General features: G+C 68.5%; 24 protein-coding genes and 1 pseudogene. 14 read left to right on the top strand and 11 right to left on the bottom strand.

The features are described from left to right. The first annotated feature begins 51 nt into the window (after positions 1-51). Positions 52-1755 carry a methylmalonyl-CoA mutase family protein gene (locus tag VI123_RS18765; protein ID WP_336339601.1) on the top strand — a complete coding sequence of 568 codons (1704 nt, stop codon included), beginning with the start codon at positions 52-54 and terminating at the stop codon, positions 1753-1755. A gap of 6 nt (positions 1756-1761) precedes the next feature. Here the strand turns inward: VI123_RS18765 and VI123_RS18760 are convergent, their stop codons facing one another. The 4 genes from VI123_RS18760 to VI123_RS18745 form a co-directional block, all read right to left on the bottom strand. Continuing rightward, on the bottom strand, positions 1762-2031 hold the full coding sequence (locus VI123_RS18760) for a DUF7520 family protein (RefSeq protein WP_336339600.1): 270 nt from the start codon (positions 2029-2031) through the stop codon (positions 1762-1764). A gap of 206 nt (positions 2032-2237) precedes the next feature. Then, positions 2238-4019, bottom strand: a complete 1782-nt coding sequence (gene ctaD / locus VI123_RS18755; RefSeq protein WP_336339599.1) for a cytochrome c oxidase subunit I — start codon at positions 4017-4019, stop codon at positions 2238-2240. 145 nt (positions 4020-4164) lie between these two features. Continuing rightward, complete coding sequence (locus VI123_RS18750) at positions 4165-4416, bottom strand: DUF6684 family protein (protein ID WP_336339598.1); 252 nt, start codon at positions 4414-4416, stop codon at positions 4165-4167. Between the two features lie 56 nt (positions 4417-4472). Then, entirely contained in the window at positions 4473-4868 is a 396-nt protein-coding gene (locus VI123_RS18745) for a DUF7541 family protein (RefSeq protein WP_336339597.1), read from the bottom strand. Between the two features lie 89 nt (positions 4869-4957). On the opposite strand from VI123_RS18745, the gene VI123_RS18740 reads away from it, so the two are divergent. Further along, positions 4958-7405 carry a DUF7527 domain-containing protein gene (locus VI123_RS18740; RefSeq protein ID WP_336339596.1) on the top strand — a complete coding sequence of 816 codons (2448 nt, stop codon included), beginning with the start codon at positions 4958-4960 and terminating at the stop codon, positions 7403-7405. A 9-nt stretch (positions 7406-7414) separates the two neighbouring features. On the opposite strand, the gene VI123_RS18735 is transcribed toward VI123_RS18740, so the two are convergent. Further along, positions 7415-7720 carry a hypothetical protein gene (locus tag VI123_RS18735; RefSeq protein ID WP_004516266.1) on the bottom strand — a complete coding sequence of 102 codons (306 nt, stop codon included), beginning with the start codon at positions 7718-7720 and terminating at the stop codon, positions 7415-7417. A 178-nt stretch (positions 7721-7898) separates the two neighbouring features. On the opposite strand from VI123_RS18735, the gene VI123_RS18730 reads away from it, so the two are divergent. The 3 genes from VI123_RS18730 (at position 7899) to VI123_RS18720 (ending at position 10155) form a co-directional block, all read left to right on the top strand. Next, entirely contained in the window at positions 7899-9275 is a 1377-nt protein-coding gene (locus VI123_RS18730) for an adenylosuccinate synthase (RefSeq protein WP_336339595.1), read from the top strand. A 91-nt stretch (positions 9276-9366) separates the two neighbouring features. Further along, positions 9367-9561 (top strand): methytransferase partner Trm112, encoded by a 195-nt coding sequence (locus VI123_RS18725; RefSeq protein WP_336339594.1) that lies wholly within the window; start codon positions 9367-9369, stop codon positions 9559-9561. Positions 9562-9594: 33 nt separating this feature from the next. Continuing rightward, positions 9595-10155, top strand: a complete 561-nt coding sequence (locus VI123_RS18720; RefSeq protein WP_336339593.1) for a DUF7524 family protein — start codon at positions 9595-9597, stop codon at positions 10153-10155. A gap of 3 nt (positions 10156-10158) precedes the next feature. On the opposite strand, the gene VI123_RS18715 is transcribed toward VI123_RS18720, so the two are convergent. The 3 genes from VI123_RS18715 to VI123_RS18705 all read right to left on the bottom strand — a co-directional run bounded on the left by VI123_RS18715 (position 10159) and on the right by VI123_RS18705 (position 12468). Then, complete coding sequence (locus VI123_RS18715; protein ID WP_336339592.1) at positions 10159-11229, bottom strand: DR2241 family protein; 1071 nt, start codon at positions 11227-11229, stop codon at positions 10159-10161. Positions 11230-11314: 85 nt separating this feature from the next. Beyond that, positions 11315-12196 (bottom strand): CbiX/SirB N-terminal domain-containing protein, encoded by an 882-nt coding sequence (locus VI123_RS18710; RefSeq protein ID WP_336339591.1) that lies wholly within the window; start codon positions 12194-12196, stop codon positions 11315-11317. A 113-nt stretch (positions 12197-12309) separates the two neighbouring features. Beyond that, positions 12310-12468 carry a hypothetical protein gene (locus VI123_RS18705; RefSeq protein ID WP_336339590.1) on the bottom strand — a complete coding sequence of 53 codons (159 nt, stop codon included), beginning with the start codon at positions 12466-12468 and terminating at the stop codon, positions 12310-12312. A 194-nt stretch (positions 12469-12662) separates the two neighbouring features. On the opposite strand from VI123_RS18705, the gene VI123_RS18700 reads away from it, so the two are divergent. The 6 genes from VI123_RS18700 (at position 12663) to corA (ending at position 17208) form a co-directional block, all read left to right on the top strand. Beyond that, positions 12663-13136 (top strand): DUF7523 family protein, encoded by a 474-nt coding sequence (locus VI123_RS18700; RefSeq protein WP_336339589.1) that lies wholly within the window; start codon positions 12663-12665, stop codon positions 13134-13136. A gap of 47 nt (positions 13137-13183) precedes the next feature. Beyond that, positions 13184-14662 carry a cysteine--tRNA ligase gene (gene cysS, locus VI123_RS18695; RefSeq protein WP_336339588.1) on the top strand — a complete coding sequence of 493 codons (1479 nt, stop codon included), beginning with the start codon at positions 13184-13186 and terminating at the stop codon, positions 14660-14662. Positions 14663-14748: 86 nt separating this feature from the next. Continuing rightward, positions 14749-15270, top strand: coding sequence for a hypothetical protein (locus tag VI123_RS18690; protein ID WP_336339587.1), 522 nt, complete (start codon positions 14749-14751; stop codon positions 15268-15270). Between the two features lie 66 nt (positions 15271-15336). Further along, positions 15337-15972, top strand: a complete 636-nt coding sequence (locus tag VI123_RS18685; RefSeq protein ID WP_336339586.1) for a DUF6517 family protein — start codon at positions 15337-15339, stop codon at positions 15970-15972. Positions 15973-16063: 91 nt separating this feature from the next. Next, the gene (locus tag VI123_RS18680; RefSeq protein WP_336339585.1) at positions 16064-16234 is read left to right on the top strand and encodes a hypothetical protein; all 171 of its coding nucleotides are present in this window, start codon (positions 16064-16066) and stop codon (positions 16232-16234) included. Then, positions 16231-17208 (top strand): magnesium/cobalt transporter CorA, encoded by a 978-nt coding sequence (gene corA / locus VI123_RS18675; protein WP_336339584.1) that lies wholly within the window; start codon positions 16231-16233, stop codon positions 17206-17208. Before VI123_RS18680 ends, corA begins: the two co-directional genes overlap by 4 nt. Here the strand turns inward: corA and VI123_RS18670 are convergent. Then, positions 17203-18429 carry a tripartite tricarboxylate transporter permease gene (locus tag VI123_RS18670; protein WP_336339583.1) on the bottom strand — a complete coding sequence of 409 codons (1227 nt, stop codon included), beginning with the start codon at positions 18427-18429 and terminating at the stop codon, positions 17203-17205. The two genes, corA and VI123_RS18670, sit on opposite strands and share 6 nt — an antisense overlap. A gap of 52 nt (positions 18430-18481) precedes the next feature. Next, positions 18482-18640 (bottom strand): hypothetical protein, encoded by a 159-nt coding sequence (locus VI123_RS18665; protein ID WP_336339582.1) that lies wholly within the window; start codon positions 18638-18640, stop codon positions 18482-18484. 68 nt (positions 18641-18708) lie between these two features. Between VI123_RS18665 and VI123_RS18660 the strand changes: the two genes are divergently transcribed. From VI123_RS18660 to VI123_RS18650, 3 genes are all read left to right on the top strand, one after another. After that, the gene (locus tag VI123_RS18660; protein WP_336339581.1) at positions 18709-19923 is read left to right on the top strand and encodes a molybdopterin molybdotransferase MoeA; all 1215 of its coding nucleotides are present in this window, start codon (positions 18709-18711) and stop codon (positions 19921-19923) included. After that, positions 19920-21800: a molybdopterin biosynthesis protein gene (locus VI123_RS18655; protein ID WP_336339580.1), complete on the top strand. Its 1881-nt coding sequence runs from the start codon at positions 19920-19922 to the stop codon at positions 21798-21800. The genes VI123_RS18660 and VI123_RS18655 overlap by 4 nt, the downstream gene beginning before the upstream one ends. A gap of 100 nt (positions 21801-21900) precedes the next feature. Beyond that, positions 21901-23124 carry an iron-containing alcohol dehydrogenase family protein gene (locus VI123_RS18650; RefSeq protein WP_336339579.1) on the top strand — a complete coding sequence of 408 codons (1224 nt, stop codon included), beginning with the start codon at positions 21901-21903 and terminating at the stop codon, positions 23122-23124. Between the two features lie 180 nt (positions 23125-23304). Here the strand turns inward: VI123_RS18650 and VI123_RS18645 are convergent. Continuing rightward, positions 23305-23592: pseudogene (locus tag VI123_RS18645) on the bottom strand (NAD(P)/FAD-dependent oxidoreductase); the annotation flags it as partial.

Genomic DNA, 23592 nt, shown 5'->3' with positions numbered 1-23592 from the left:
GCACGCGACACCGCCCGAACCTTCTTGCTAAATGATGACAAATACGGGAGTATGTTCGACGAGTCGGACCTCCAACGCATCCGCGAGCGGAAAGACGAGTGGGAGTCGGAGACGCTGGACCCCGCTCTTGACGCCTACGGCGAGCGCAGGTCGCAGTTCTCGACGGTGTCGAACCTCGACGTCGACCGGCTGTACACGCCGCTCGACGTCGCCGATATCGACTACGACGAGGACATCGGCTTCCCCGGCGAGGAGCCGTTCACACGCGGCGTCTACCCGACGATGTACCGCGGCCGGCAGTGGACGATGCGGCAGTTCGCCGGCTTCGGAACCGCCGACGAGACCAACGAGCGGTTCCACTACCTCATCGACGAGGGCCAGACCGGGCTGTCGACGGCCTTCGACATGCCGACGCTGATGGGCATCGACTCCGACGACGTGATGGCCGACGGCGAGGTCGGCAAGGAGGGCGTCGCCGTCGACACGCTGGCGGACATGGAGCGACTGTTCGACGGCATCGACCTCGACGAGGTCTCGACCTCGTTCACCATCAACCCCAGCGCGCCGGTCGTCTACGCCATGTACATCGCGCTGGCCGACCAGCAGGGCGTCCCGCGCGAGGAGGTCCGCGGGACCCTCCAGAACGACATGTTCAAGGAGTTCATCGCACAGAAGGAGTGGGTCATCCCCCCGGAGCCGTCGCTGAAGCTGGTCACCGACGTCATCGAGTTCGCCAGCCAGGAGACGCCGAAGTTCAAGCCCGTCTCGGTGTCGGGGTACCACATCCGGGAGGCCGGTTCGACCGCCGTACAGGAACTGGCGTTCACGCTCGCGGACGGGTTCGCCTACGTCGAGGACTGCCTGGAGCGGGGCCTGGACGTCGACGACTTCGCCCCACAGCTGTCCTTTTTCTTCAACTCCCACAACTCCATCTTCGAGGAGATAGCGAAGTTCCGCGCGGCCCGGCGCATCTACGCCCGCGTGATGGACGACTGGTACGGCGCAGAGGCCACGGCGAGCAAGCAACTGAAGTTCCACACCCAGACCGCCGGGCAGTCGCTGACCGCCCAGCAACCGCTGAACAACGTCGTCCGCGTGACGATACAGGCCCTCGCGGGCGTGCTCGGCGGCACCCAGAGCCTCCACACGAACAGTTTCGACGAGGCGCTGGCCCTCCCCTCCGAGCAAGCGGTGCGGGTCGCCCTGCGGACCCAGCAGATAATCGCCGAGGAGTCGGGGGCCGCCGACATCGTCGACCCGATGGGCGGCAGTTTCGCAATCGAATCCCTGACCGACGAGATAGAGGAGCAGGCGATGGCGTACATCACCCACGTGCGGGACGAACTCGGCGACGGCTCCGTTCGGGACGGCGTACTCAGGGGGATTCGGGACGGCTACTTCCAGCGCGAGATTCAGGACGCCGCCTACGAGTACCAGCAACGCGTCGAGAGCGAGGCCGAGGTCATGGTCGGCGTCAACAAGTACACCGTCGCGGAGGACACCGAACCCGAGATTCTGACCGTCGACGAGGACGTCCAGGAGCGCCAGCGCGACAGGCTCGCGGCGGTCAAGGCCGACCGCGACGACGAGGCCGTCGAGGCGGCCCTCGCCGACCTCCGGGCGGTACTCGACGACGGCGGGAACGTGATGCCGGTCATCGTCGACGCGGTGAAGGCCTACGCCACGATGGGCGAAATCATGGCCGTCTTCGAGGCGGAATACGGGAGCTATCAGGAGACGGCGAGCGTCGCGTGACCGCTATCAGGACCCGGCCGTGTCGTCAATTCGGCCAGAGACGTACACGACGAGCCCGAGCAACGCGCCGAGCACGACGGCGATGGTGACGAACCCGTAGACGGCCACGCCGACCGGGGTCGGCGGCAGCGCGATGACGCCGAACAGTTCCGGCTGGAGGTCCTCCGGCCGGATGCTCCCAAGCACGAACCCCATCACGCCGGCGAGAATCACGATAGCGACGTACAGCCGAAGGACGATTTGCTGTCCGGACCTAGCCTCGGCTCGGTTGCTCATGTCCTGACAACGGCTCGGAGACGATTAGCCTTTTTCACTTCCGCGCCGTAGCGACCCTATGTCACAGAAGGAACTCCTGTTTCTCGTCCTCACCGGAATCGCACTCATGATGTTCGTCACGGCGATGGTGCTCGTCTCCGGCGCGAGCTAAGAGCCGGATGGCGAGTCGGAGAACGAACGCAGAAACAGACTGACCGAAACGGGAGTTACGAGCCGTCTTCTTCCTGCCCGCCGTCGGCGAGCAGCGACGGGTCCTTCTCGGGCTCCTCGGCTTCGAGCTGTTCGTCGAACCACTGGAACTCACGGTCGAGCATGCCGTCGCGTTCCAGGTTCCACGGGTCGCCGTCCTCGACTTTCGGGCCTTCGAGCCAGGACTGGACGATGTTCCAGACGAAGAACAGCTGGCCGACGAACAGGATGACCGCGCCGACGGTGGCCACCTGGTGGAACGTCGCCACCTGCGTCAGCGGCGCGATAGCACCGTCGAACTGGTAGGTCGCGTAGCGCCGGGGCATCCCCAGGTAGCCCAGCGCGAGCATCGCGAAGAACGTGACGTTGGTCCCGACCATCGAGAGCCAGAAGTGGGCCTTTCCGAGAGTGCGCTGGTACATCCGGCCGGTGAACACCGGGAACCAGTAGTAGATGCCGGCGAAGGCCGCGAAGCCGATAGCGCCCATCACGATGTAGTGGAAGTGGCCCACGACGTAGTAGGTGTCGTGGAGGATGAGGTCCACGGGGATGGAGGCGAGGAACACGCCGGTGACGCCCCCGATGATGAAGTTCGAGACGAAGCCGATACAGAACAGCATCGGCGTCGTCAGGCGCAGGCGGCCGTTCCACATCGTCGTTATCCAGTTGAATGTCTTGACCGCGCTCGGTATCGCAATCGCGAGCGAGACGGCCATGAACGACGCCCGGAGCCGCGGGTCCATGCCCGTCGAGAACATGTGGTGGGCCCAGACGCCGAAGGAGAGGACACCGATGGCCAGCGTCGAGTAGACGACGAACTTGAAGCCGAACAGCTTCCGGCCGGAGAACTTCGGCAGGATGAGGCTGACCAGTCCCATCGGCGGCAGGACGAGGATGTACACCTCGGGGTGGCCGAAGAACCAGAACAGGTGCTGCCACAGCAGCGGGCCACCGCCCTCGACGGCGAAGAACGTCGTCTGGAGGTTCCGGTCGAGCAGCAGCATCACGATGGCGCTGCCAAGCAGCGGGAAGGCAAACAGGATGAGCGCGGACTGGGTGAGGATGGTCCACGAGAAGATGTCGAGGTTCGCCCAGTCTACCTCGCCGTCGCGCTCGGTGAAGATGGTCGCGATGAAGTTAATCGCCCCCATCGTCGCGCCGATACCGGAGAGGTGCAGCCCCAGCAGCATCAGGTCGACGCCGGGGTTGGACTGCTCGACCGACAGCGGCGTGTACATCGTCCAGGCCGTGCGGGCCGGCTCGATCATGTTCTCCGTCACCGGAGCGAGGAAGAACCCGGCCCAGATGAGCAACGCGGCGGGCGGGAGTATCCAGAACGCGATGGCGTTGATACGCGGGAACGCCATGTCGTCGGCCCCGATGAGCAGCGGGATGAAGTAGTTCGCGAACGCCGCGATGATGGGCGTCCCGAACAGGAACAGCATCGTGATGCCGTGACTCGTCAGGATGGAGTTGTAGGCGTTGTTGCCCAGGATGGCTCCGGCGGGCGTGACCAGCTGAATGCGGATGAGCATCGCCATGATGCCACCGACGGCCAGGGCGATGACCGCGTACACCCCGTACAACAGCCCGATGTCTTTGTGGTCGACGGTTGTTAGCCAGCGAATGATACCTGCGGGCTTCTCACGGTTGATGACGGTCGTCTCGTCACCCGTGACGGCCCCGCCACCCGCGAGCGGCGTGTACGACCGCCAGTTCTCGACACGGGTGAGAAGCGCGGCGACGCCGACGAGGAGGACGGCCATCAGCCCCGTCAGCACAATATCTCCTGCTACCATAGTCGCCTTTCAGGACTCGGCCATTATCAAAGGGTCGATTCCTGCGGCGGCGTCGAGGCGAGACGGCTCCCGGTAGGCATTGAAACCCTAAGAAACCCTGAAAAAAGCTACACTGTCGCCGGTCGCGAGCGGCGACGCGTCCGTCTCAGTCCTCGTGGCCGAGTTCGCCCTTTTCCTTCTCGGCGTTCTCGACGGCCTTCCCCGCGTAGTAGGTCAGGACCGCGAGCAGCAGGAACATCGAGATTATCAGCGCGAACTGCATCCCGGAGAAGACGGGGTCGGTCCCGAACGCCGGAAACGCGGCGAACGCGACGATGAAGAAGAAGAGAATCCCGAGCGGGATGACGTTCACAGTGAGGTCGAGCAGGGTCTCTTTTTCGAACCCGAACAGTGCCATACCTGCCCGTTAGAACAGGCCAGTAAATAGAGTGTTGGTTTCCGAGTCGAACGGACTCAGGCCGCAGTCTGTTCCATTATCGAGGCGACGCCGCCCATCGCAATCATCACGGCACCGGCAGCGGCGACGGCCACCAGCCGTGTGAGCAAGGGCCCGGTCCCGACGTTCGAGAGCGCGATGTCGGCGGCCGGGACTTGCCAGACTGTAAATGCAGCAGCGAGAACGACGAGGACGACCCCGATGCCGAGCAGGGTCGGCCACGGCCGTTCGGCGTACCCGGACTCCGTGAGAATGCCGGCGATGCTGCCGCCGAACAGTATCAGGCCGAAGACGGCCACCGGAAAGAGCCCGACGAACACGCCGATTTCAGACAGTGTCAGTCCCAGTGCGACGAACAGCGGCCACGGACTCGCGGTCGGATACTGGTCGCTTAGTCCCGGCTCCTCTGCCATACAATGGCTTGCGGCCGAATCGTGATATGTCCATCGGACCGCGCCCGTGGGCACAAACTATTTGTTCACCATCCGGCTTGGTGAGGGTAATGAGTACACGCACGGTCGAACGGGTCGACGGCTGGGAGTCGGTTCCGTTCGACGGCGGGTTCGCGGGCCTGCAGGACCTCGCCGGACAGGAGTTCTCCGGCGCGGTCATCGCGGGTCCGACGCGCCTGTTCATGTTGAACGGGACCGTCGTCGGCGTCCTCGACGGCACCATCGAGGACTTCGAGGACGCGTCGGGCACGGCCAAGCGGTCGCCACACGAGGCCCTACCGCTGCTCGCGGTGATGCAGGAGCGCGCCGACGAGGTCAAGGCACAGTACTACACCGAAGACACGGCGCTCGCGGAGGTCGACAGGACGCTGTCGGATGGCAACTTCACCGGCTTCATCGAGCTCTCCGAAAACGTCCTCTCGGGCGATTACTACACCGTCTACCACCAGGGCCGCTCGATGAGCGTCGCCTGGGTCGGCAACTCCGACAAACTGCTCACCGACGACGAGGCCTTCGAGACGGCCGACGACGAGGTCGGCATCTACGAGGTCATGCCGGTCGACATAGAGCCCGTCGAGATTCCGGAACCGCCGGAGACGGACACGGACGAGCAGTCGGCCGACGCGGCGGCCGCCGGCGTCGACCCGCTCGACGCTGCCGACGCTGACGCCGTCGCCGACGAACCGGCTGACGCCGGTGTGACCGACGCCACAGACGCGACGGCGTCGGACGAACCACAGGACGACCCCCCCACTGACGACCCGGTGGAACCGTCCCCCGAACCGGCCGAGGCCGCCGGAACCGACGACAGCGAGGGACCCCGGACGACGGCGGAAGCGACGCCGGACCGCGGCCCCGCGGCTGGCGGCCCGCCGGGCTCGAAAGCCGCCGGTGCGGCCCCGGGCCGGTCCGGTCGAGGCTCCGAGCCGGACGACCAACCGAGCGCGGACCGCCAGCCGGACGCCGAGGCGACCGAGCCGACGGCGGCGACGGACACGGACGCCGAGACACGGTCGGAACCAGACCGTAGCGCCGCCGAGCGGGAGACCACCGAGCGCGACGCCGCCGCGAAGGCCGAGAGCCCGGCGACGGACCCGCCACAGACCCAGGACACGCGACAGGCCAGTGCCCGGAGCGCCCCGGCTCGGAGCGAGGACGCGCCCGACCGCCGGGCAGAACGGCCCGATTCGGAGCCGAGCGGAAGCACCGAGGCACGCCCCTCCCAGGGGTCCGCGGCGACGCCGGAGTCCGGGTCGGATAGTTCCGGGACGGACCTCGAAACCCGCTCGGTCCCGTCGCTGGACCCGGGCAAGTCCGGCGACGGCGGTGAGACTGCGAGCGTGACGGCCGCGCAGACCGCGCCGACGGGGACCCAGCAATCGACGCCACGGCGCGACCAGCCGGCACAGGACGACCCGGCGCCGTCGCCCGAAACCGGCACACGGGAGCCGTCGTCGCCCCAGGAGCCCCGTCCTACGGCCGAACCGGCACCGCAAGACGCGTCGCCGACGGCGGACCGGCCACCCGCGCCTGCCGGCGACGAGTCGGCACCGCCTGAGAGCGAGCGCGTCGCCGAACTCGAATCCGAACTGGAGCAGCGGGCCGAGACGGTGTCGGAACTCGAATCCGACCTCGCGGACCTGGAGGCCACGAACCAGGACCTCCGGGACGAGCGCGACCGCCTGGAGTCGGAACTCGCTGACGCGCGGGCCGAAATCGAACGGCTGGAGGAACGACTCGACGAACAGACCGACACCGCCAGCGACGGGACCCGAATAAGCGCCGGCGAGGCGATAAACGGGACGAACCTCTTCGTCAGGTACGACTCGAAGGGCAAGGCGACGCTGGAGGAGGCCAGGGACGGCGAGGCGAGCCGCGACGATGTCGAGGCGAACCTCAGGCTGGAGTACCACACGCAGTTCGAAGCCGAGGGCGCGACTGTCGACGGGACGCCCTTCGAGGAGTTCCTCGAGGACAGCATCCAGTACCGCTTCGTCAACTGGCTCATCCGGAACCTCCTCTACGAAATCCGGGACACCGGGCACGCGGGTGCGATGAAAGACCTCTACGAGGCTCTCCCGGCCGTCGACCGCGCCGAACTGAACGGGAGCGTCACGGTCACCTACACGGAAGACGGCCAGGAGAACCGCTCTCAGGAGCGGTTCGACGTGGTCGTCCGCGACCGGATGGGGAACCCCCTCGTCGTCGCGAACATCAACGACTCGCGCGAACCGGCCTCCGAGGGGCAGATGTCGGACCTCGTTCGAAACGCCGAGCGGGTCGGCAACGCCTCCAAGTCCTTCGCCTCGGCGTTTCTCGTCACGAGCAGTTTCTTCGAGCCGGGGGCGCTCGAGACCGCCGAGGAAGCCACTTCCAGCGGACTGTTCAACCGCGACAAGCGGAAGAGCTTCGTGAACCTCTCGCGCAAGGAGGGGTTTCACCTCTGTCTGTTAGAAGCGAGAAACCAGGAGTTCCACCTGGCAGTCCCGGAACTCTGAAAGAGAAGCTTAGCCTTCGATTTCGGCCGCGTCTTCGATCTTCATACCTTCGAGCTTGTCGATGATTTCGTCGACTTTCTCGTCGAGGTCGTCGACGAACTCACCGGTCTGTTCGGTGGTGATGGCACCCTGGCTGGAGGGCTCGATGAGGTTCTCCTCTTCGAGAACCCGCAGCGAGTAGCGCACCTTGTGGTGCGGGTAGCCGGTCTCGTTGGACATCTTCACGATACCGATAGGCTCGTTCTCGATAACCATGCGAAGCACCTGCAAGTGGCGCTCCAGCATGTCAACTTCCTTCTCAAGCCTGTCTATCATGGCAATTGTTAACTTGTGGTTGTGGTATTTAAATGTTCTCCCTCGGCCGGCCGCTACAACGTTGACACGTTCGAACAGGGGTGTCTTAAAACCGTCGTAACGGTTCACATGGGTACTGGTCACGAGCGTGACGTGCGGACCGTAATCTGTTTATCACGGTGGCTGGAAGGTGCGTGCGATGACCGTAACCATCGTCGGCTCACAGCTCGGCGACGAAGGGAAGGGCGGCATCGTCGACCTGTACGGCGACGACGTGGACGTCGTCGCGCGTTATCAGGGCGGCGACAACGCCGGCCACACCGTCGTCCACGAGGGCGAGGAGTACAAGCTCTCGCTGGTTCCGAGCGGAGCCATCCGCGGCAAGGTCGGCGTACTCGGAAACGGGTGCGTCGTCAATCCGCGAACGCTGTTCGACGAGATAGACACGCTCCAGGAACGCGGCCTCGACCCGGACGTCCGCATCGCCGAACGAGCACACGTCATTCTCCCCTTCCACCGCGTGCTCGACGGCATCGAGGAAGAGGTAAAGAGCGAGACGGACCAGGAAGTCGGGACGACGGGCCGGGGCATCGGCCCGACCTACGAGGACAAGGCCGGCCGGCGCGGCGTCCGCGTCGGCGACCTGCTCGACCCGGACGTGCTCCGGGAGCGCCTCGACTACGTCGTCCCCCAGAAGCGGGCCGTCGTCGAGGACGTCTACGGCCTCGACGTCGAGGACCTGGAAGACCCCGACGCCTTCGACGTCGACGCTATCTTCGAGGAGTTCCGCGAGTTCGGCCGCCGCTTCGAGGCCGAGGACATGACGGTCAACGCGGGTGCCTTCCTCAGCGCGACCATCGACGAGGGCCAAAACGTCATGCTGGAGGGCGCGCAGGGGACGATAATCGACATCGACCACGGGAACTACCCCTACGTCACCTCCTCGAACCCGACCGCTGGCGGCGCGGCGACCGGGACCGGCCTCAGCCCCGGCGTCGTCGGCGGCGGCGAAGTCGTCGGCATCGTCAAGGCCTACCTCACCCGCGTCGGTAGCGGGCCGCTCCCGACCGAACTCGGCGGCGTCGTCGGCGACACGCCCGGCTACGACGAGCAGGGCGAGGGCGACGACGAGGAGCTGGCGAACTACATCCGCGAGGAGGGCGGCGAGTACGGCACGGTCACCGGACGGCCGCGCCGAGTCGGCTGGCTTGACCTGCCGATGCTCCGGCACTCGACCCGTGTCTCCGGCTTCACCGGCATCGCCATCAACCACCTCGACGTGCTCGCCGGCCTCGACGAAGTGAAGGTCGGCCACACCTACACGCTCGACGGCGAGGAACTGGCGTCGATGCCCGCGACCACCGAGCAGTGGGCGCGCTGCGAGGCGAACGTCCGGTCGTTCGACGGCTGGCCCGAAGCCGACTGGGGCACCGTCGCCGACGAGGGCTACGACGCACTTCCCGAGAACGCGAAGGCCTACATCGAGTACATCGAGGACGAACTCGACACGCCGGCCTACGCCATCGGCGTCGGCCCCGGTCGCGGCGAGACCATCGTCCGCGAACAGCCGTTCTGACGGGCGCTCGTTCCCCTGGCTTCTCCCTCGAACGGACTATAGCTACGGCAAGAGCGGCAGACTTTTGCGACCGCCGGTCCTGGCCGAACGTATGAAAGAGGACCTGATGGAGATTATCTGCTGCCCTCTGGACAAACACGACCTCAACCTCGAAGTGACGGAGCGCGACGACGGCGAGATAATCTCGGGCGAGCTCGTCTGTACCGAGTGTGGCGAGACGTTCCCCATCGAGGACGGCATCCCGAACCTGCTCCCGCCGGACATGCGCGACGAAGCGCCGGCCTGAACCTTTTTTTCCTCGCCCCGCGGAGTCACGTCCGTGCCTGACTCCCTGCCCGTTCACCTCAACCGGACGGACATCCATAGCCTCGAAGTACCGACGGAGTTCGACGCGACAGGGAGTTTCGACGTACAGCTACACAACCACGGCGAGGCGCTGCACGTCCATCTCCACCTCGACGACGCGCTGTCGTCGGTCGCATCCCTCGACGCCACGAACCACCACGTACGGGCCGAGACCGACCGGCTGGTCAGAGTGACCGTCCACGGCGACGGGCCGGTCCGTGGCAAGCTCAAGGTGGTGACGGCCTACGGTGCTCAGACGCGGTACGTCGACGTGCATATTCCGGAGGGTGGAACGGACAACGACCCAGTCATCGTCGACGAGGAACTCTCGAAACCACAGCCGAAGCCGACGGCGTCGGAGCCCGCCTTCGACGACCTGTTCCCGGGACCGATACTGGCGGCCGGCGGCTTCACGGCCCTGATAGCGGGGCTAATCGCGCTGGTGCTCACCGAGAACGTGCTCCTGGCCGTCGGCGCGGTCCTCGCGGTCACGGTCGTGCTGGGGCTGTTTGTCGTCGCCGCCCGTTCGTCCTGAGCGTTACTCCGTCTCGACGCCGCCGAGGTTCCCCTCGTCGTCGAACAGTTTCGCCCGCAGGAATCGTGCGCGATACCGGTTGGCCCCCTCGTAGATGTCCGCCTCGCGGATATCCTCGGCCTCGCCGTCGGCCACGGCGTCGATGATGTCCTCTAGCTGCTCTTTCTCGCTCGGCGTGAGTTCGAACTCGTAGGTCCGGGACTGCTCGCCTTCGAGTTTCGTCCACTTGCGCGCGCCGGCGATGACCAGCGAGCAGGGCTCCCGGCAGGGGAACGCCCCGGAGCCCCCGTCGACGTCGAGGTCGGTCTCGTCGTCGTACTGCCACTCCCGGCGCTTGAGACACTGGGAGTCGTCACAGCAGGCCTCGGCGACCCAGTTGACGTGTTCGTGGCCGTCGCCGCGGTCCCAGGTCCTGACGACGCCGTAAATCCCGGTCTGGCGGTCGACGGTCTCCCGCCAGTGAGTCACGTCGAGGTCGCCCTCCCGCTCTCGGTGCCAGTTCGCGATGGTCGCCGGGTAGAACGCGTCGACCGTCGTGACGAACTCGCTCGCCGATAGCTCGGGGAACGCCCAGCCGGTCCGGAGCGACGGTGCGGTCTTGAGTGGTCGGTAGTCGCCGTCGTCGTCGTGTTTCGCTATCTCGCGCGCGTCGAGGGGGTCGTCGTACGTGTCGAGCGCGCTGGTTCCGACGTCCGCGTCGGCGCGGTGCCGGACGCCGTAGGTCCGCTCCCCGTCGGAGCGGGAGACGGTCAGATGGAGTTCCCCCCAGGTCGCGGCGATGCCGTCGGCGAGCGCGTCGTAGCGCTCGGCCACGTCCCGCTGCTGTGCGCCTTCGAGCCACCGGAGGAACGCCCAGCGGTCCGCCTTCTGTGGGGCGGTGGCGTGCCAGAAGTACCAGTTCCGGGCGTACGGCGACGCCGCCACCGTCCGGAGCGTCTCCTCGTCGATGCCGCTGCGGTCCACGTCCGGCGTCCGGAACGTGTACCCGTCGCTCCCGTGGGTCACGTGGAGGTCGTCGAAGGCGATGCCATCGGGGGCGGTTGCCACCAGCGCGTCCACGTACTCGCCGTCCATACCGGAAGACGGTACTCGGTCGGCAAAAGTCGGCTGGTTCCGGCCAGCCAGCGGCGGCCTCGTCGGTTTCGGCCCGGCGGCGACTTCAGTCCCCGGTCGCGGGCTTCGCGCCGCCGGTCTCCTCGCGTACCTGTGCGATGGCGGCGCTCACGTCCGCGCCCGCGTCGGCGGCCCGTTCGAGCACCACGTCGGCCATCAGCGGCTCCGTCCCGACTGCGCCGGCGTACCAGATGTCGTGGCCCTCGACGGTGGTCGGCACGTCGTAGCCGGTCCGGTAGTCGTCGGTCAGCCCCATGTCCTCGGGAATGTCCTCCTGGGTGTGGAAGCCGTCGGCGATGAACAGCGGGACGACGACGACGTCGTCGCTCTCGAAGTAGTCGGCCACGTCGTCGACCTTGGGGTCCTCGTCCATGAACAGCGACTGCACCTCGTCGAAGCGGCCCCGCTCGCGGATGCGGTCGGCGTGGTACTGGATGGCCTTCGCGGAGTTCTCGTTGCGCTCGGTGCCGTGGCCGACGACCGCGAGACCGAACCCCTCGCCCACGTCGGGGTCGCCAGTGACGGACTCGGCGCGCTGCACGATGACGTCGCTCATCGCGTCGTGGGTACCCGCCGGGCCGCAGTAGTGGACCGTCTGGCCCGTGTCCGCGGCGGAAAGCGTCGCGTGCGTGGCGCTCGTCCCGTCGGAGTCCCACAGCTCCGGATCCCAGTCGTCGAGACGGAACTCTCGGGGGATGACCTGCTCGGTGAAATAGCCCTCCGAGATGAACAGCGGGACCAGGTACACCTCGTCGGCGTCGACGGTCCGCAGGGCCTCCCGGAACGACGGTTCCTCCTTCCAGAAGGACTCGCGGACCTCGGCGAACGCGCCGGTCGCCCGGATGGTGTCCGCGTGGTCGTAGGTCGGCGTACTCGACTCGGCGTTCAGGTGGGAGCCGTGGGCCGCGATAACGAGGGCTTCGTCCATACGGGTCAGTTGGTGCGAACCGTCCTTATGGCCTTCGTTGGCCCGTCCGGATAGCCGACGGGCTGGTCGGCGTCGAACTCGGAGACCGTGTGGTTGCCACCCGATTCATCCGGTCACAGCCCGAACAGGAGTACGTAGAACAACAGTCCGGCGGCCACAAGCAGTGCGGCGTGTCCCAGCGCGCCGGCAGCGACGACGATGCCGCCGACGACACGCTCCGCTGCTCCCAGGGGCTGTCCGAACGTCTGCCGCTCTCGTTGTGCAATCGCCATTGTCCTTCCCTCGTGTAGAGAGTGGGCGTCGAGGGTGACAAACCCCTCCCCCTGTTCTCACTCGCTGGGAGTGGGCCCGTAGTTCTGAGGGGGGAGCGCGCCTGTCCGGCGAGTATAGCCGGACGGCGCGGCGCCGCTACCCACGCCGTCACCGATGGAACGACTTTTGCCCGCGCCGGGCGTGGTCGACGCCAATGTCACTCGCCGCCGCGACCAGGGACGCCGTCCGCGAGCGCCCGTTCCTCTACGACGCGCTCCGGGCCGGCGTCGTCAACTACACGGCCGCCGCGCGGACGCTCGACGTCGACGGCGACGCGGAGGCCGTCGCGACCGCCCTCCGACGGTTCGCCGAGGAACTGGACGACCACCCGGCCCACGACAGCGACGCTCGCGTCTCGATGCAGAGCGGGCTGGGACGGGCCGAGACGACCGACGCCGTCCTTCAGGTCGGGGACGCCGCCTTCGCAGAGGGCGCTGGCTCCCTGACGGGTATCGTCGCCACCGGCGACCTCTCGCCGCCGGCGCTGGCCGAGGTGCTGGGTCGCCTGCGAGCAGCGGACGTCGCGGTCGACGCCGCCGGCGTCACCGGGGACGCGCTCGTCGTGGTCGTGCGTCGCCGTGCGGGGCCGGACGCGCTCCGGGTGGTCGAGGCGGTGGTGCAGGGGTGAGTCGCCTTCCGACGGCTTAAAGCGGGCGGACGCAGTTCCCCCCGATAATGACGCTTCGCGTGACGAACACGTTGACCGGTGAGAAAGAGCCCTTCGAGCCGCGCGACCCCGACTCCGTGTTGCTGTACTACTGCGGGCTGACGACCTCCGACCCGCCCCACCTCGGCCACGCGCGCGGTTGGGTCCACGTCGACGTGATGGCCCGCTGGCTCGACCACCTGGGCTACGAGGTCCACCACGTGGAGAACTTCACCGACGTCAACGAGAAGATCGTCGCCCGCGTCGGCGAGGACGGCGACAGCGAGGCCGACGTGGCCCGCCACTACGTCCGGCAGGTCATCGAGGACATGCGGTCGCTCAACCTCGGCCGGGCGGAGGTGTACCCCCGCGTCTCCGAGCACGTCCCCGAAATCATCGACCTCGTCGAGCGCCTCGTCGAGGGCGGCCACGCCTACGAGGCCAACGGCTCGGTCTACTTCGACGTGACGAGCTTCGAGGACTACGGCAAGCTCTCGAACCAGTCCGTCGAGGACATCGAATCCCAGGGCGAGGAGAGCGAGGGCGAGAAGCGCCACCCCGCCGACTTCGCGCTCTGGAAGGCCGGCGGCGTCGCCCCCGAGGACATCGCCGAGCACCAGCACCCCGAGGCCGCACCGGCCGAGGAGGCCTGCCGGACCGCCCAGACGTGGGACTCGCCGTGGGGCGAAGGCCGACCGGGCTGGCACATCGAGTGCTCGGCCATGTCGATGACGCACTTGGACGAGTCCATCGACATCCACGTCGGCGGGCAGGACCTCGTGTTCCCTCACCACGAGAACGAGGTGGCCCAGAGCGAGGCCGCGACCGGCGAGCAGTTCGCGAACTACTGGCTCCACGTCCGCCTGCTGGAGACCGACGACGAGAAGATGTCCTCGTCGCTTGGCAACTACTTCACCGTCGCGGACGCCGTCGACGAGTTCGGCCCCGACGTGCTCCGGACCTTCCTGCTGTCGACGGCCTACACCTCGCGGGCGACCTACAGCGACGAGACCGTCGCGGAGGCCGAGGAGCGCTGGGACCGCCTCTCGCGGGGCTACGAGCGCGCGGTGGCGGCCTGCGACGCCGTGGAGGCCTACGCGAAGGTGACCGACGAGGCGCTCCGGGACGCCGTCGACGCCACCCGAGACGACTTCGAGGCCGCGATGAACGACGACTTCAACACGCGGGAGGCGACGACCGCACTGCTGGACCTGACCGCCGCGGTCAACACGCACGTCGACGGCCGCGACGAGTACGACTACCGGGCGCTCCGACGGGCCGTCGAGACGTTCGAGGAACTGGGCGGCGGCATCCTCGGACTGTCCTTCGGCGACGACGACAGCGGCGACGTGTCGCTGGCCGGCGACGTGGTCGACCTGGTCTTGCGCGTCCGCGAGCAGGAGCGCGACGCCGGGAACTACGAGCGGGCCGACGAACTCCGGGACGAACTCGAAGCCCTCGGCGTCGAGGTCCAGGACACCGACGACGGGCCGACCTATCGTATCTGACACTTCTTCGTCAGAAAGCTGACTAAGGCCGTTCTAGCACGCCTCACTACGTCTTTATATACTATTCGAACGTTTAGATATTCGTTATGAAATACGTACCAACTACTGCCGCTCTCACTCGGGTGGTCCTCTCCCTCGTCCTCGTCGTCGCCGCGGCCGGTGCGGTCGCAACCCCCGTCGCCGCACAGAGCGACCAGCCCGACTGGGCGGTCGATATGTTCGACCGGATGGGACCGATGGTCGAGACGTACAACGCGAACGTCGACCCGGAGGACTTCGGCTTCATAGCTGGTCAGTTGCAAGGCGAGAAGGTGAACCTCGTGGTGGACGACCCCGCGAACGGAACCGAAGCGTCCGTGTCGTTCAGCATGAACGACGAGCTTCAGATGCAGGAACTGACGCTGGGCACCCGTGACGATGCGACCATCCAGATGAACACGGACAAGGCGACGATGGACCGAGTCATCGGGTCGAACAACCCCACTGTAGAGTTCAAGAATGCCGTCACCGCGGGCCAAATCAGCGTCTCCGGTCTCGGCTTCGTCGGCAGCGTCAAGTGGTACGCGATTAACGTGGTCGCCGACGTCGTCCGGGGCATCTTCGGCTGACGCCCCCGACGGATCTGCCCCGCGGCCACAAAACGTTTTCCCGTACCGGACAGTTCGTGGGAGTAGATGGTACGCCGCTTGCTCCCCGTCGCCGTGGCTTTCCTTCTCGTGACATCCGGCTGTGTCGGGCTCATCACCGGTGAGACGGTCACCTTCGAGGCCTCGCCCGCGACCGTCTCGGACAGTACGCTCGACTCGACCGGCTACGAACTCCAGAACGCGACGCAGACGAACGTGACCCGCGACGTGAGCGTCGCCGGGCAGGACCGGACGGTGCGGCTCGTGACCGAGCGCAGACAGTACACCCGGAGCGGCTCCCTCCTGGGCGTCGAAGTGGTGGAGCTGTCGCGGTTCGTCGTCGTCTCGATTCCGAGCGCGACCGTCGCCGGCCAGACGCTCAACCCCGCCTCCGACTGGGCGAACCGCCGAGTCCTCGAAGCGGTCCGGGGTCAGACCGGTAGCATCGACGACGTCGAACTGGCCGGGAACCGGACGGTCCGGGCGCTGGGTGCGGACCGCCGGGTCAGCGAGTACACCGGCACGACCGAGGTGGCGGGCCAGTCACTCGACGTCCGCATTCACCTCGTTAGCTTCCAGCACGAGGGCGACATCGTCATCGGCGTCGCCGTCCACCCTGAGACCGTCGACGAGGCCGACGCCGTCGACGACCTGCTGTCCGGCCTCCGGCACGGCGGCGACTGACCGTCGCTTCGCTCCGCGGTGGGGCGGTCCGGCCTCGGACACCGTCGGCCTCGGCCATACGCTTTTTATCGGGCGCGGCGATTGCTGGGCCATGAACACCGTCCTGGCGCTGGGTCTGGGGCTCACCGTCGCCGGCCTGGCGGGCTACGCCGCGGGCGTCGCGGTGCCGTACCCCGGCCGTGCGTTCTCGGTGACCGCGCTGCTCGCCGGGATGACCCTGCTGGCCGTCGGCCGCTCGGACGAGACGGAGGGCGGGGCGTGATATCCGCGCTCGTCTACGCCGACGAGACGGCCGAGCCCTACGACGACCTCGGGGCCGCCCGCGAAGCCGCGGGGACGACGTGGGTCCACGCCGCAGAGGCGACCGACGAGGAGATACGCGCCGTCCAGTCGGCCTTCGACCTCCACCCGCTCGCCATCGACGACCTCCGTGGGGACGCTCGGGCCAAGACCGAGGAGTACCGCGACTACACCTTCGTCCTGCTGAAGACGATACGGCTCACCCCCGGCGAGACCACCTTCGAGAAGGAGGTGACGACCAGCCCGGTCGGCGTGTTCGTCGGCCACGACTGGGTCGTCTCGCTGGGCCTGGACGAGGCCCGCCCGGTCCAGCGCGTGATGGACGCCGCCCGCAGGGGGGACGAGCGCCTGCTCCAGCACGGCCCGGACTTCACCGCCTACCGCGTCGTCGACGTCATCGTCGACGCCTACTTCGACCTGCTCGACGACATCGAGACGGATATCGAGGAGATAGAGGAGGAGGTCACCGTCTCCACCGACAGCGCGACCATCGAGAAGATAAACGACGTTCGACGGGACCTGCTGTCGTTCCGCAAGCAGGCCTGGCCCGCGCGCGAGGCCGTCGGCAGCCTCGCTCGTGGCGACCCAAAGCAGATACAGCCACAGACGGAGAAGTACTTCCGGGACGTCTACGACCACCTCGTCCAGATTGTGGACCTGACCGAGACCTACCGCGACCTGGTTTCGGGCGCGCGGGACATCTACCTGAACACGGTGTCCCAGTCGACAAACGAGGTCATGAAGGTGCTGACCGTCGTCGCGACGATTTTCATCCCGCTAACCTTTGTCGTCGGCGTCTACGGGATGAACTTCGCCGACAGCCCGTACAACATGCCGGAACTGGGCTGGACGTTCGCCTACCCCGCGGTGATGGTCGGCATGGCCCTCATCGTCGTGATACTGCTCGGCCACTTCCGACAGCGGGGCTACCTATAGCGCCAGCGGGACGAGCAACACCCCCATCAGCGTCGCCCGGCGGGACCCGAACCGCGGCGGGAGGTGCCCGACCAGCGTGGCCGCCCCGAACGCGCCGACGCCCACGGGGCCGGCAAAGAGCGCCGAGAGGCCGACGAGGACCGCGACCACCGACAGCGAGAGGGCCGTCTGGTCCACCCGACCGACGGCCCGGAGGTAGCGGTCACCCAGTGTTGGGACGAGTATCGCACCAGCGACGGCGGCGACGGCGACCGCAGCGAGCAGCGCCGGGAGCACGAGCGGCACCTCGGCCCGGTCGAGCGCGACGAGGACGCCGGTTCGGGGCGTCCCGAGCGAGACGAGCGCGAACAGCGCGAACACCGCCGTCGCCGTGTTGACGCCGCTCGTCGTGACGACGAACGCCCGCGGCCCCCGGTCGGCGACGAGGCCCAGCGCCAGCGTAGCCGCGATGGCGCTGGAAACCCCGGGGATGTAGCCCACAGCGCCGCCACAGAGCGTCCCGACGCCCGCGAGAACTGCGACGGTTCGGGGCGGCGTCGTCACCGCCGCGTCGGCCTGTGGCGGGACCCCTTCCCCCTCGATGGCGGCCAGGAGCACCGGCGCGCCGAACAGCCCCGAAAACAGCGGGACCAACACGTCCGAGACGGGCAACGCTCCGGCCACCGGCGCGTCGAGGAAGGCGACGCCGAGCAGCCCGCTCCCGGCGAGCGAACACGCCGCACCGACCCGCTGTCGGCGGCCGCGTTCCGTGCCCACGAGCAGGACGGCGACGACCGCGAGCACCACCGGGAGCCGCGGCCGGAGCAGCGGGTACGCCCGCTCCATCACCAGCGTGAGCGGGACCGCGAGGGGGGCCGCGAACACCACGGCCAGCCCGCTCCCCAGCGCCGACAGACGAAGCGCCTCCCGGCCCCGCCCCTCGATGACTAGCTGGTGGCTCGGGAGCGCGCTGGCCGCCATCGCCGGGTCGGGCACGCCGAGCGCCAGCGCCGGGACCACGTCGAGGAAGGTGTGTGTTACCCCGGCCGCAAGCATCGCCGCGCCGACGTAGAGTCGAGGCCCGGGCAGACTGCTCGCCGCCGCGGCGAGCAAAAGTGCGAACGTGTTGGCGTGCAACCCCGGAACAAGCCCGCTGAGCGTGCCCAGTCCGACTCCGGCCCCGACCGCGCCGAGCAGCGCGAGCGTCGCCATCGGGTCGAGGGCGGGCGTCCCCGGGAACATACCGGGGCGTGGTCCCGTCCCCGCACTTGAACCTCCGTGGCGGCGGGCCGCGTCAGTCTTCCACGGCGTGGTGTGGCCCCACGGGACCGTGCTCGGGACAGGTGCCGGCGATAGGGGTGGCGTTGAGACAGCAGTGGCGGCTGTCGGTGGCGACCAGGCCCGTGGCGAGTTCCCGGCCACAGAGGCGACAGCGCAGGTCCGGCTCGGCCATACGGTCCCTTCCGGCCGGAGCCCCCTGAACCTGGCGAGCTTTTTGGTGTGCCGCCCATTCGTACCGACATGAGCAACGAGTCCCGAAAGTCGGCCGGGTTCAAGGACCGGACGCCGGTGACGACAGCCAGGGAGACGCTGCTGGAGGCAGTGTCCCCACACGAACGGACCGAGCGCGTCCCGCTCGGCGACGCCGACGAGCGCGTCGTCGCGGGGGCAATCACTGCCGAGCGAGCGGTACCCCACTATCGACGGGCAGCGATGGACGGCTTCGCCGTCAGGGCCGAGGACACCTTCGGCGCGAGCCAGCGGTCGCCGGCGTCACTCCGGGTCGACGAGGCGGTGACCGCCGGCACGGCGACCCGCGTGCACACGGGCAGCGAACTCCCGGCGGGGGCCGATGCCGTCGTGATGGTCGAGGAGACCGAGGTGACCGGCGACAGCGTCACCGTCTTCGACGCGGTCGCGGGCGGGGAGAACGTCGCGCCCGTCGGCGAGGACGTCGCCGAGGGCCAGACGCTGTACGCGGACGGCCACCGGCTCCGCCCGTCGGACCTCGGGCTGTTGAAATCGGTCGGGAACGACGCCGTCGAGGTGTACGAGCGGCCCACGGTCAGCGTGATTCCGACCGGGGAGGAGCTGGTACAGGACGACCCGGAACCGGGGGAGGTCATCGAGACGAACGGCCAGACCGTCTCCCAGTACGTCGAGCGCTGGGGCGGGGACGCGACCTACCGGGACATCGTCACCGACGACGCCGACGCGCTCCGGGCGGCCATCAGCGACGACCTGGACCACGACCTCGTGGTGACGACCGGCGGCTCCTCCGTCGGCGAGCGGGACCTGCTCCCGGAGGTCGTCGACGACCTCGGCGAGGTGCTGGTCCACGGCGTCGCGCTGAAGCCGGGCCACCCGGTCGCGCTGGGCGTGGTCGAGGGGACGCCGGTTCTCATGCTCCCGGGGTACCCGGTCGCCTGCATCGTCAACGCCGTCCAGTTCCTCCGGCCGGCGCTCCGCCGTGCCGGCCACCTCCCGGCGACCGGCCCGCCGACGACCGCGGCCGAACTCACGCGGAAGATAGCCAGCGAGCCGGGGACCCGGACCTACGCGCGGGTGGAACTGCACGAGGGGGACGGCCCGACCGCGACGCCGACGCGGGCCAGCGGGTCGGGCGTCCTCTCCAGCGTCGCGCTCGCCGACGGCTGGGTCGTCGTGCCAGAGTCCGTGGAGGGCTACGACGCCGGCGACACCGTGACCGTCGAGGACTGGGAGTGGTCGCAGTGAGCGACCGCCGCGAGTTCCGCGACCTCGCCTCGCCGGAGGAGGCCCACGAGGTCGTCGCGGGCCTGGAGGTCGACCCCGACCCCGAGACGGTCCCGCTGGCCGACGCCCGCGACCGCGTCCTCGCCCAGCGGGTCGACGCCGACATCGACGTGCCCGGCTTCGACCGCGCGAGCATGGACGGCTACGCGGTCCGGGCCAGGGACACCTTCGGCGCGGACGAGGCCGACCCCGTGACCCTGTCGGTCGCCGGCGAGGTCCACGCGGGCGAGGAGCCCGACGTGACCGTCGAGCCGGGCGCGGTCGCCGAAATATCCACCGGGGCGGTGATGCCGCCCGGGGCCGACGCCGTCGTGATGGTCGAGCGGACGACCGAGATTGACGACGGCGTCGAGATACGCACGTCCGTCGCGCCCGGTGACAACGTGATGCTCGCCGGTGCGGACATCGCGGCCGGGGCGCGCGCGCTCGGCCCGGGAACGCGAATCACACCGCGGGAAATCGGCCTCCTGTCGGCGCTGGGCGTCGACGAGGTGCCGGTGCGTGGCCGACCACAGGTCGGCATCCTCTCGACGGGCGACGAACTCGTCCGGCCCGGGGACCCGCTCGACAGCGCCGCCGGCCAGATTTACGACGTGAACAGCTACACGCTGGCCGGCGCGGTCGCGGAGGCCGGCGGCGAGCCGGTGCTGTACCCCCACGCCGGCGACGACTACGCGGAGATGGAGCGGCTGCTCCACGAGGCGGCCGACGAGTGCGACCTCGTCCTCTCCTCGGGGTCGACCAGCGCCAGCGCGGTCGACGTCATCTACCGCGTCATCGAGGAGCGGGGCGAACTCCGCCTCCACGGCGTCGCGGTCAAGCCCGGCAAGCCGATGCTCGTCGGCACCATCGGCGACTCGGCGTACGTCGGCCTCCCGGGGTACCCGGTGTCGGCGCTGACCATCTTCCAGACGTTCGTCGCGCCGGCGGTTCGGGACGCCGCCGGACGGGACCCGCCACAGACCGCGACGGTGTCCGGGACGATGGCGGTCCAGGAACGCTACGGCGAGGGGCGCAGACGCCTCATGCCGGCCGGGCTGGTCGAGGACGGGGCGGGGTCGCTGCTGGTCTACCCCGTCGACAAGGGCAGCGGCGCGACGACGAGCCTCGTCGACGCCGACGGCTTCGTCGACGTGCCGCCGGGGACCGACTACCTCGCTGAGGGGGAGACGGTCGACGTGACGCTGTTCTCCCCCGCGGTCAGGCCGCCGACGCTGCTCGGCATGGGCGAGGACGACCCGCTCCTCTCGCGCCTGCTCGACACAATCGACCGGCCGCGGTATCTCCCGCTCGGGTCGACGGAGGGGGTCCGCCGCCTCGGCAACGGCGTGCCCGACGTCGCCGTCGTCGCGGGTCCGACCGACGCCGACCACGAGGCGACCGACATCGGCGGCTGGCGGCGCGAGTGGGGGCTGGTCGTCGACGCCGAGACCGACATCTCCGACCTCGACGACCTCGTCGACGGCGACTACCGTTTCGTCAACCGCGACACCGCCTCTGGACTCCGCCGGAGCTTCGACGACGCGCTCGACGCCGTCGGCGAGGAACGGGGCCTCGGTCGCGCCGACGTCGCCGACGCCATCGACGGCTACGAACTCACGACGAAGGCCCACGAGAGCCCCGCCCGGAAGGTCCTGGCGGGCGACGCGGACGCGGGCCTCGGTCTCCGCGCAACAGCGGCGAAACTCGACCTCGGGTTCGTCTCGCTCGGAACCCAGCCGGTTCGTGTTCTCGCCAACCCGGACCGACGGGGGAAAGACAGCGTCGGCGCGCTCGCCGAGGCGCTCGACGACCTCGACCCGCTTATTGACGGGATGGCCGGCATGGAGTCCCAGTAGCGGGCCGGACCGAGAGCGGGCTCCCGGCCCGATTACCGTCGAACGGCGGCGCTGGCGACCTGAAGGCCTAAAGACGAGCGGGGCCGAACGTGTCACAACGATGGCCGACACACCGGTCGCCGGCGACCTCGATGCCCCGTTTCGGTTCGAGTACGACCCCGCGACGCTCCGGTACGCCCCCGACGCCGCACGGTCGCTGGGTGCGGAACTGGACGCGCAGGGGTACGACCGTGCGCTGGTCGTCTGTGGCGAAACCGTCGGTGCGACGCCGGCCGTGATGGAGCCCGTTCGGGAGGGCCTCGGTGACCGACTGGCGGGCGTCTTCGCCGAGACGACGCCGGAAAAGCGGCTCGGCACCGCCTACGACGGGCTCGATCGGTTCCGTGAGGTCGACGCCGATTGTCTCGTCGCCGTCGGCGGCGGGAGCAGTCTCGACGTTGCGAAGACGATAAGCATCCTCGCGGCCGCCGACCGCGACCCCGCCGCCGTCGGCCGGGCCCTCGTCGATGCCGGCACGATAGCCGTCCCCGAAGCGGACCTGCCGGCGATTGTGGCCGTCCCGACGACGCTGGCGGGGGCTGACCTCTCTATCGTCGCCGGGGTAACGGCCCATCCCGACACCTGTCCCGTTGACGAACCGGCCAGCGGCGGCGTCGGCGACCCGGACCTGATGCCCACAGCGGTCTGTTACGACCCCGACCTGATTGCGACGACGCCCCGGTCGGTTCTCGCCGCGTCGGCGATGAACGGCTTCGACAAGGGCATCGAGACGCTGTACGCGGCCACCGCGACGCCGATAACCGACGCGACAGCGTCGCACGGACTCGGCCGCTTCGCCACGGGGCTGCGTGCGTTCGGCGACGGCGACGACGACCCGTGGGTGTATCAGTCACTGGCGCAGGGCGTCATGCTCGTCCAGTACGGCATCGCGCGGGCCGACGGGACGACACTCTCCGTGCTCCACGCATTCGGTCACGGGCTGACCCGGACCTACGAGGTTCAGCAGGGCGCGGCCCATGCAGTCGTCGCCCCCCACGTGCTCTCGTATCTCTTCGAGCAGGTCGACGGGCGGCGGGACTTACTCGCCGATGCGCTCGGCGTCGGTGACGCCGACGACCCCGCTGGTGCGGTCGTCGACCAGGTCGGTGACGTGGTGACGGCGCTGGGACTCCCCACGCGGCTCCGGGACGTCGCCGGCCCCGACCGCGAGGCGTTCCCCGAGGTCGCCGACGCCGTCCTCGAAGACTCGTTCATGGCGAACGCCCCGCCGAAGCTGGACCCCACCCGCGACGATATCGTCGGCGTGCTGGAATCGGCCTGGTAGCGCCCCACAGGAAGCCGTTCGGCGGTGCGGTAGAGCCGGCATACCACTCGCCGACGGCAAGCGGTTTCACTTCTCGCGACCAGCGGGAGCGAGAAGGTCGGTTTTAGCGTAGGGTTTTGCGAACCCGCTCCCCACAGCGGTGCGAAGCGCCGCGAGGAGAGGGAGTGACCTAAGAAGGCCCTACATGTCGGGCCAGGCCTTCGCGGCCCGACCCACCCCGGTCACGTCGTTAATCCACCGGGCGGCGATGGCTTTCTTCAGCAGCTTCGCCGGCAGTCCGCCGAAGGTTTCGATGGGCACGTTCATCACGTCGTGGGCGACCGCTTTCTCTCCGACGGACACGACCGTCCCCTTGTCCTTGTGCGTCCACGTCTTCAGCGGCTGGCCGCGCACCGCGCGAGCCAGGTTCTCGCCGGCGACTTCGGCGGCTTGCCAGGCGGCCTGGGCCGTCGGCGGCGCGGGCTGGTC

It is taken from the genome of Haloarcula sp. DT43, assembly GCF_037078405.1.
GTDB classification, from domain to species: domain Archaea; phylum Halobacteriota; class Halobacteria; order Halobacteriales; family Haloarculaceae; genus Haloarcula; species Haloarcula brevis.
The sequence above is the reverse complement of the archived record's forward strand: the minus strand, read 5'-3'. Positions and strand labels throughout refer to the sequence as shown.

What these genes read in the sequence shown, in the direction of transcription:
- VI123_RS18765 (WP_336339601.1), top strand. Translation starts at nt 52, where the DNA reads ATGTTCGACGAGTCGGACCTCCAACGCATCCGCGAGCGGAAAGACGAG.
- VI123_RS18760 (WP_336339600.1), bottom strand. Translation starts at nt 2,031, where the DNA reads ATGAGCAACCGAGCCGAGGCTAGGTCCGGACAGCAAATCGTCCTTCGG.
- ctaD (WP_336339599.1), bottom strand. Translation starts at nt 4,019, where the DNA reads ATGGTAGCAGGAGATATTGTGCTGACGGGGCTGATGGCCGTCCTCCTC.
- VI123_RS18750 (WP_336339598.1), bottom strand. Translation starts at nt 4,416, where the DNA reads ATGGCACTGTTCGGGTTCGAAAAAGAGACCCTGCTCGACCTCACTGTG.
- VI123_RS18745 (WP_336339597.1), bottom strand. Translation starts at nt 4,868, where the DNA reads ATGGCAGAGGAGCCGGGACTAAGCGACCAGTATCCGACCGCGAGTCCG.
- VI123_RS18740 (WP_336339596.1), top strand. Translation starts at nt 4,958, where the DNA reads ATGAGTACACGCACGGTCGAACGGGTCGACGGCTGGGAGTCGGTTCCG.
- VI123_RS18735 (WP_004516266.1), bottom strand. Translation starts at nt 7,720, where the DNA reads ATGATAGACAGGCTTGAGAAGGAAGTTGACATGCTGGAGCGCCACTTG.
- VI123_RS18730 (WP_336339595.1), top strand. Translation starts at nt 7,899, where the DNA reads ATGACCGTAACCATCGTCGGCTCACAGCTCGGCGACGAAGGGAAGGGC.
- VI123_RS18725 (WP_336339594.1), top strand. Translation starts at nt 9,367, where the DNA reads ATGAAAGAGGACCTGATGGAGATTATCTGCTGCCCTCTGGACAAACAC.
- VI123_RS18715 (WP_336339592.1), bottom strand. Translation starts at nt 11,229, where the DNA reads ATGGACGGCGAGTACGTGGACGCGCTGGTGGCAACCGCCCCCGATGGC.
- VI123_RS18710 (WP_336339591.1), bottom strand. Translation starts at nt 12,196, where the DNA reads ATGGACGAAGCCCTCGTTATCGCGGCCCACGGCTCCCACCTGAACGCC.
- VI123_RS18705 (WP_336339590.1), bottom strand. Translation starts at nt 12,468, where the DNA reads ATGGCGATTGCACAACGAGAGCGGCAGACGTTCGGACAGCCCCTGGGA.
- VI123_RS18700 (WP_336339589.1), top strand. Translation starts at nt 12,663, where the DNA reads ATGTCACTCGCCGCCGCGACCAGGGACGCCGTCCGCGAGCGCCCGTTC.
- cysS (WP_336339588.1), top strand. Translation starts at nt 13,184, where the DNA reads ATGACGCTTCGCGTGACGAACACGTTGACCGGTGAGAAAGAGCCCTTC.
- VI123_RS18690 (WP_336339587.1), top strand. Translation starts at nt 14,749, where the DNA reads ATGAAATACGTACCAACTACTGCCGCTCTCACTCGGGTGGTCCTCTCC.
- VI123_RS18685 (WP_336339586.1), top strand. Translation starts at nt 15,337, where the DNA reads ATGGTACGCCGCTTGCTCCCCGTCGCCGTGGCTTTCCTTCTCGTGACA.
- VI123_RS18680 (WP_336339585.1), top strand. Translation starts at nt 16,064, where the DNA reads ATGAACACCGTCCTGGCGCTGGGTCTGGGGCTCACCGTCGCCGGCCTG.
- VI123_RS18670 (WP_336339583.1), bottom strand. Translation starts at nt 18,429, where the DNA reads ATGTTCCCGGGGACGCCCGCCCTCGACCCGATGGCGACGCTCGCGCTG.
- VI123_RS18665 (WP_336339582.1), bottom strand. Translation starts at nt 18,640, where the DNA reads ATGGCCGAGCCGGACCTGCGCTGTCGCCTCTGTGGCCGGGAACTCGCC.
- VI123_RS18660 (WP_336339581.1), top strand. Translation starts at nt 18,709, where the DNA reads ATGAGCAACGAGTCCCGAAAGTCGGCCGGGTTCAAGGACCGGACGCCG.
- VI123_RS18650 (WP_336339579.1), top strand. Translation starts at nt 21,901, where the DNA reads ATGGCCGACACACCGGTCGCCGGCGACCTCGATGCCCCGTTTCGGTTC.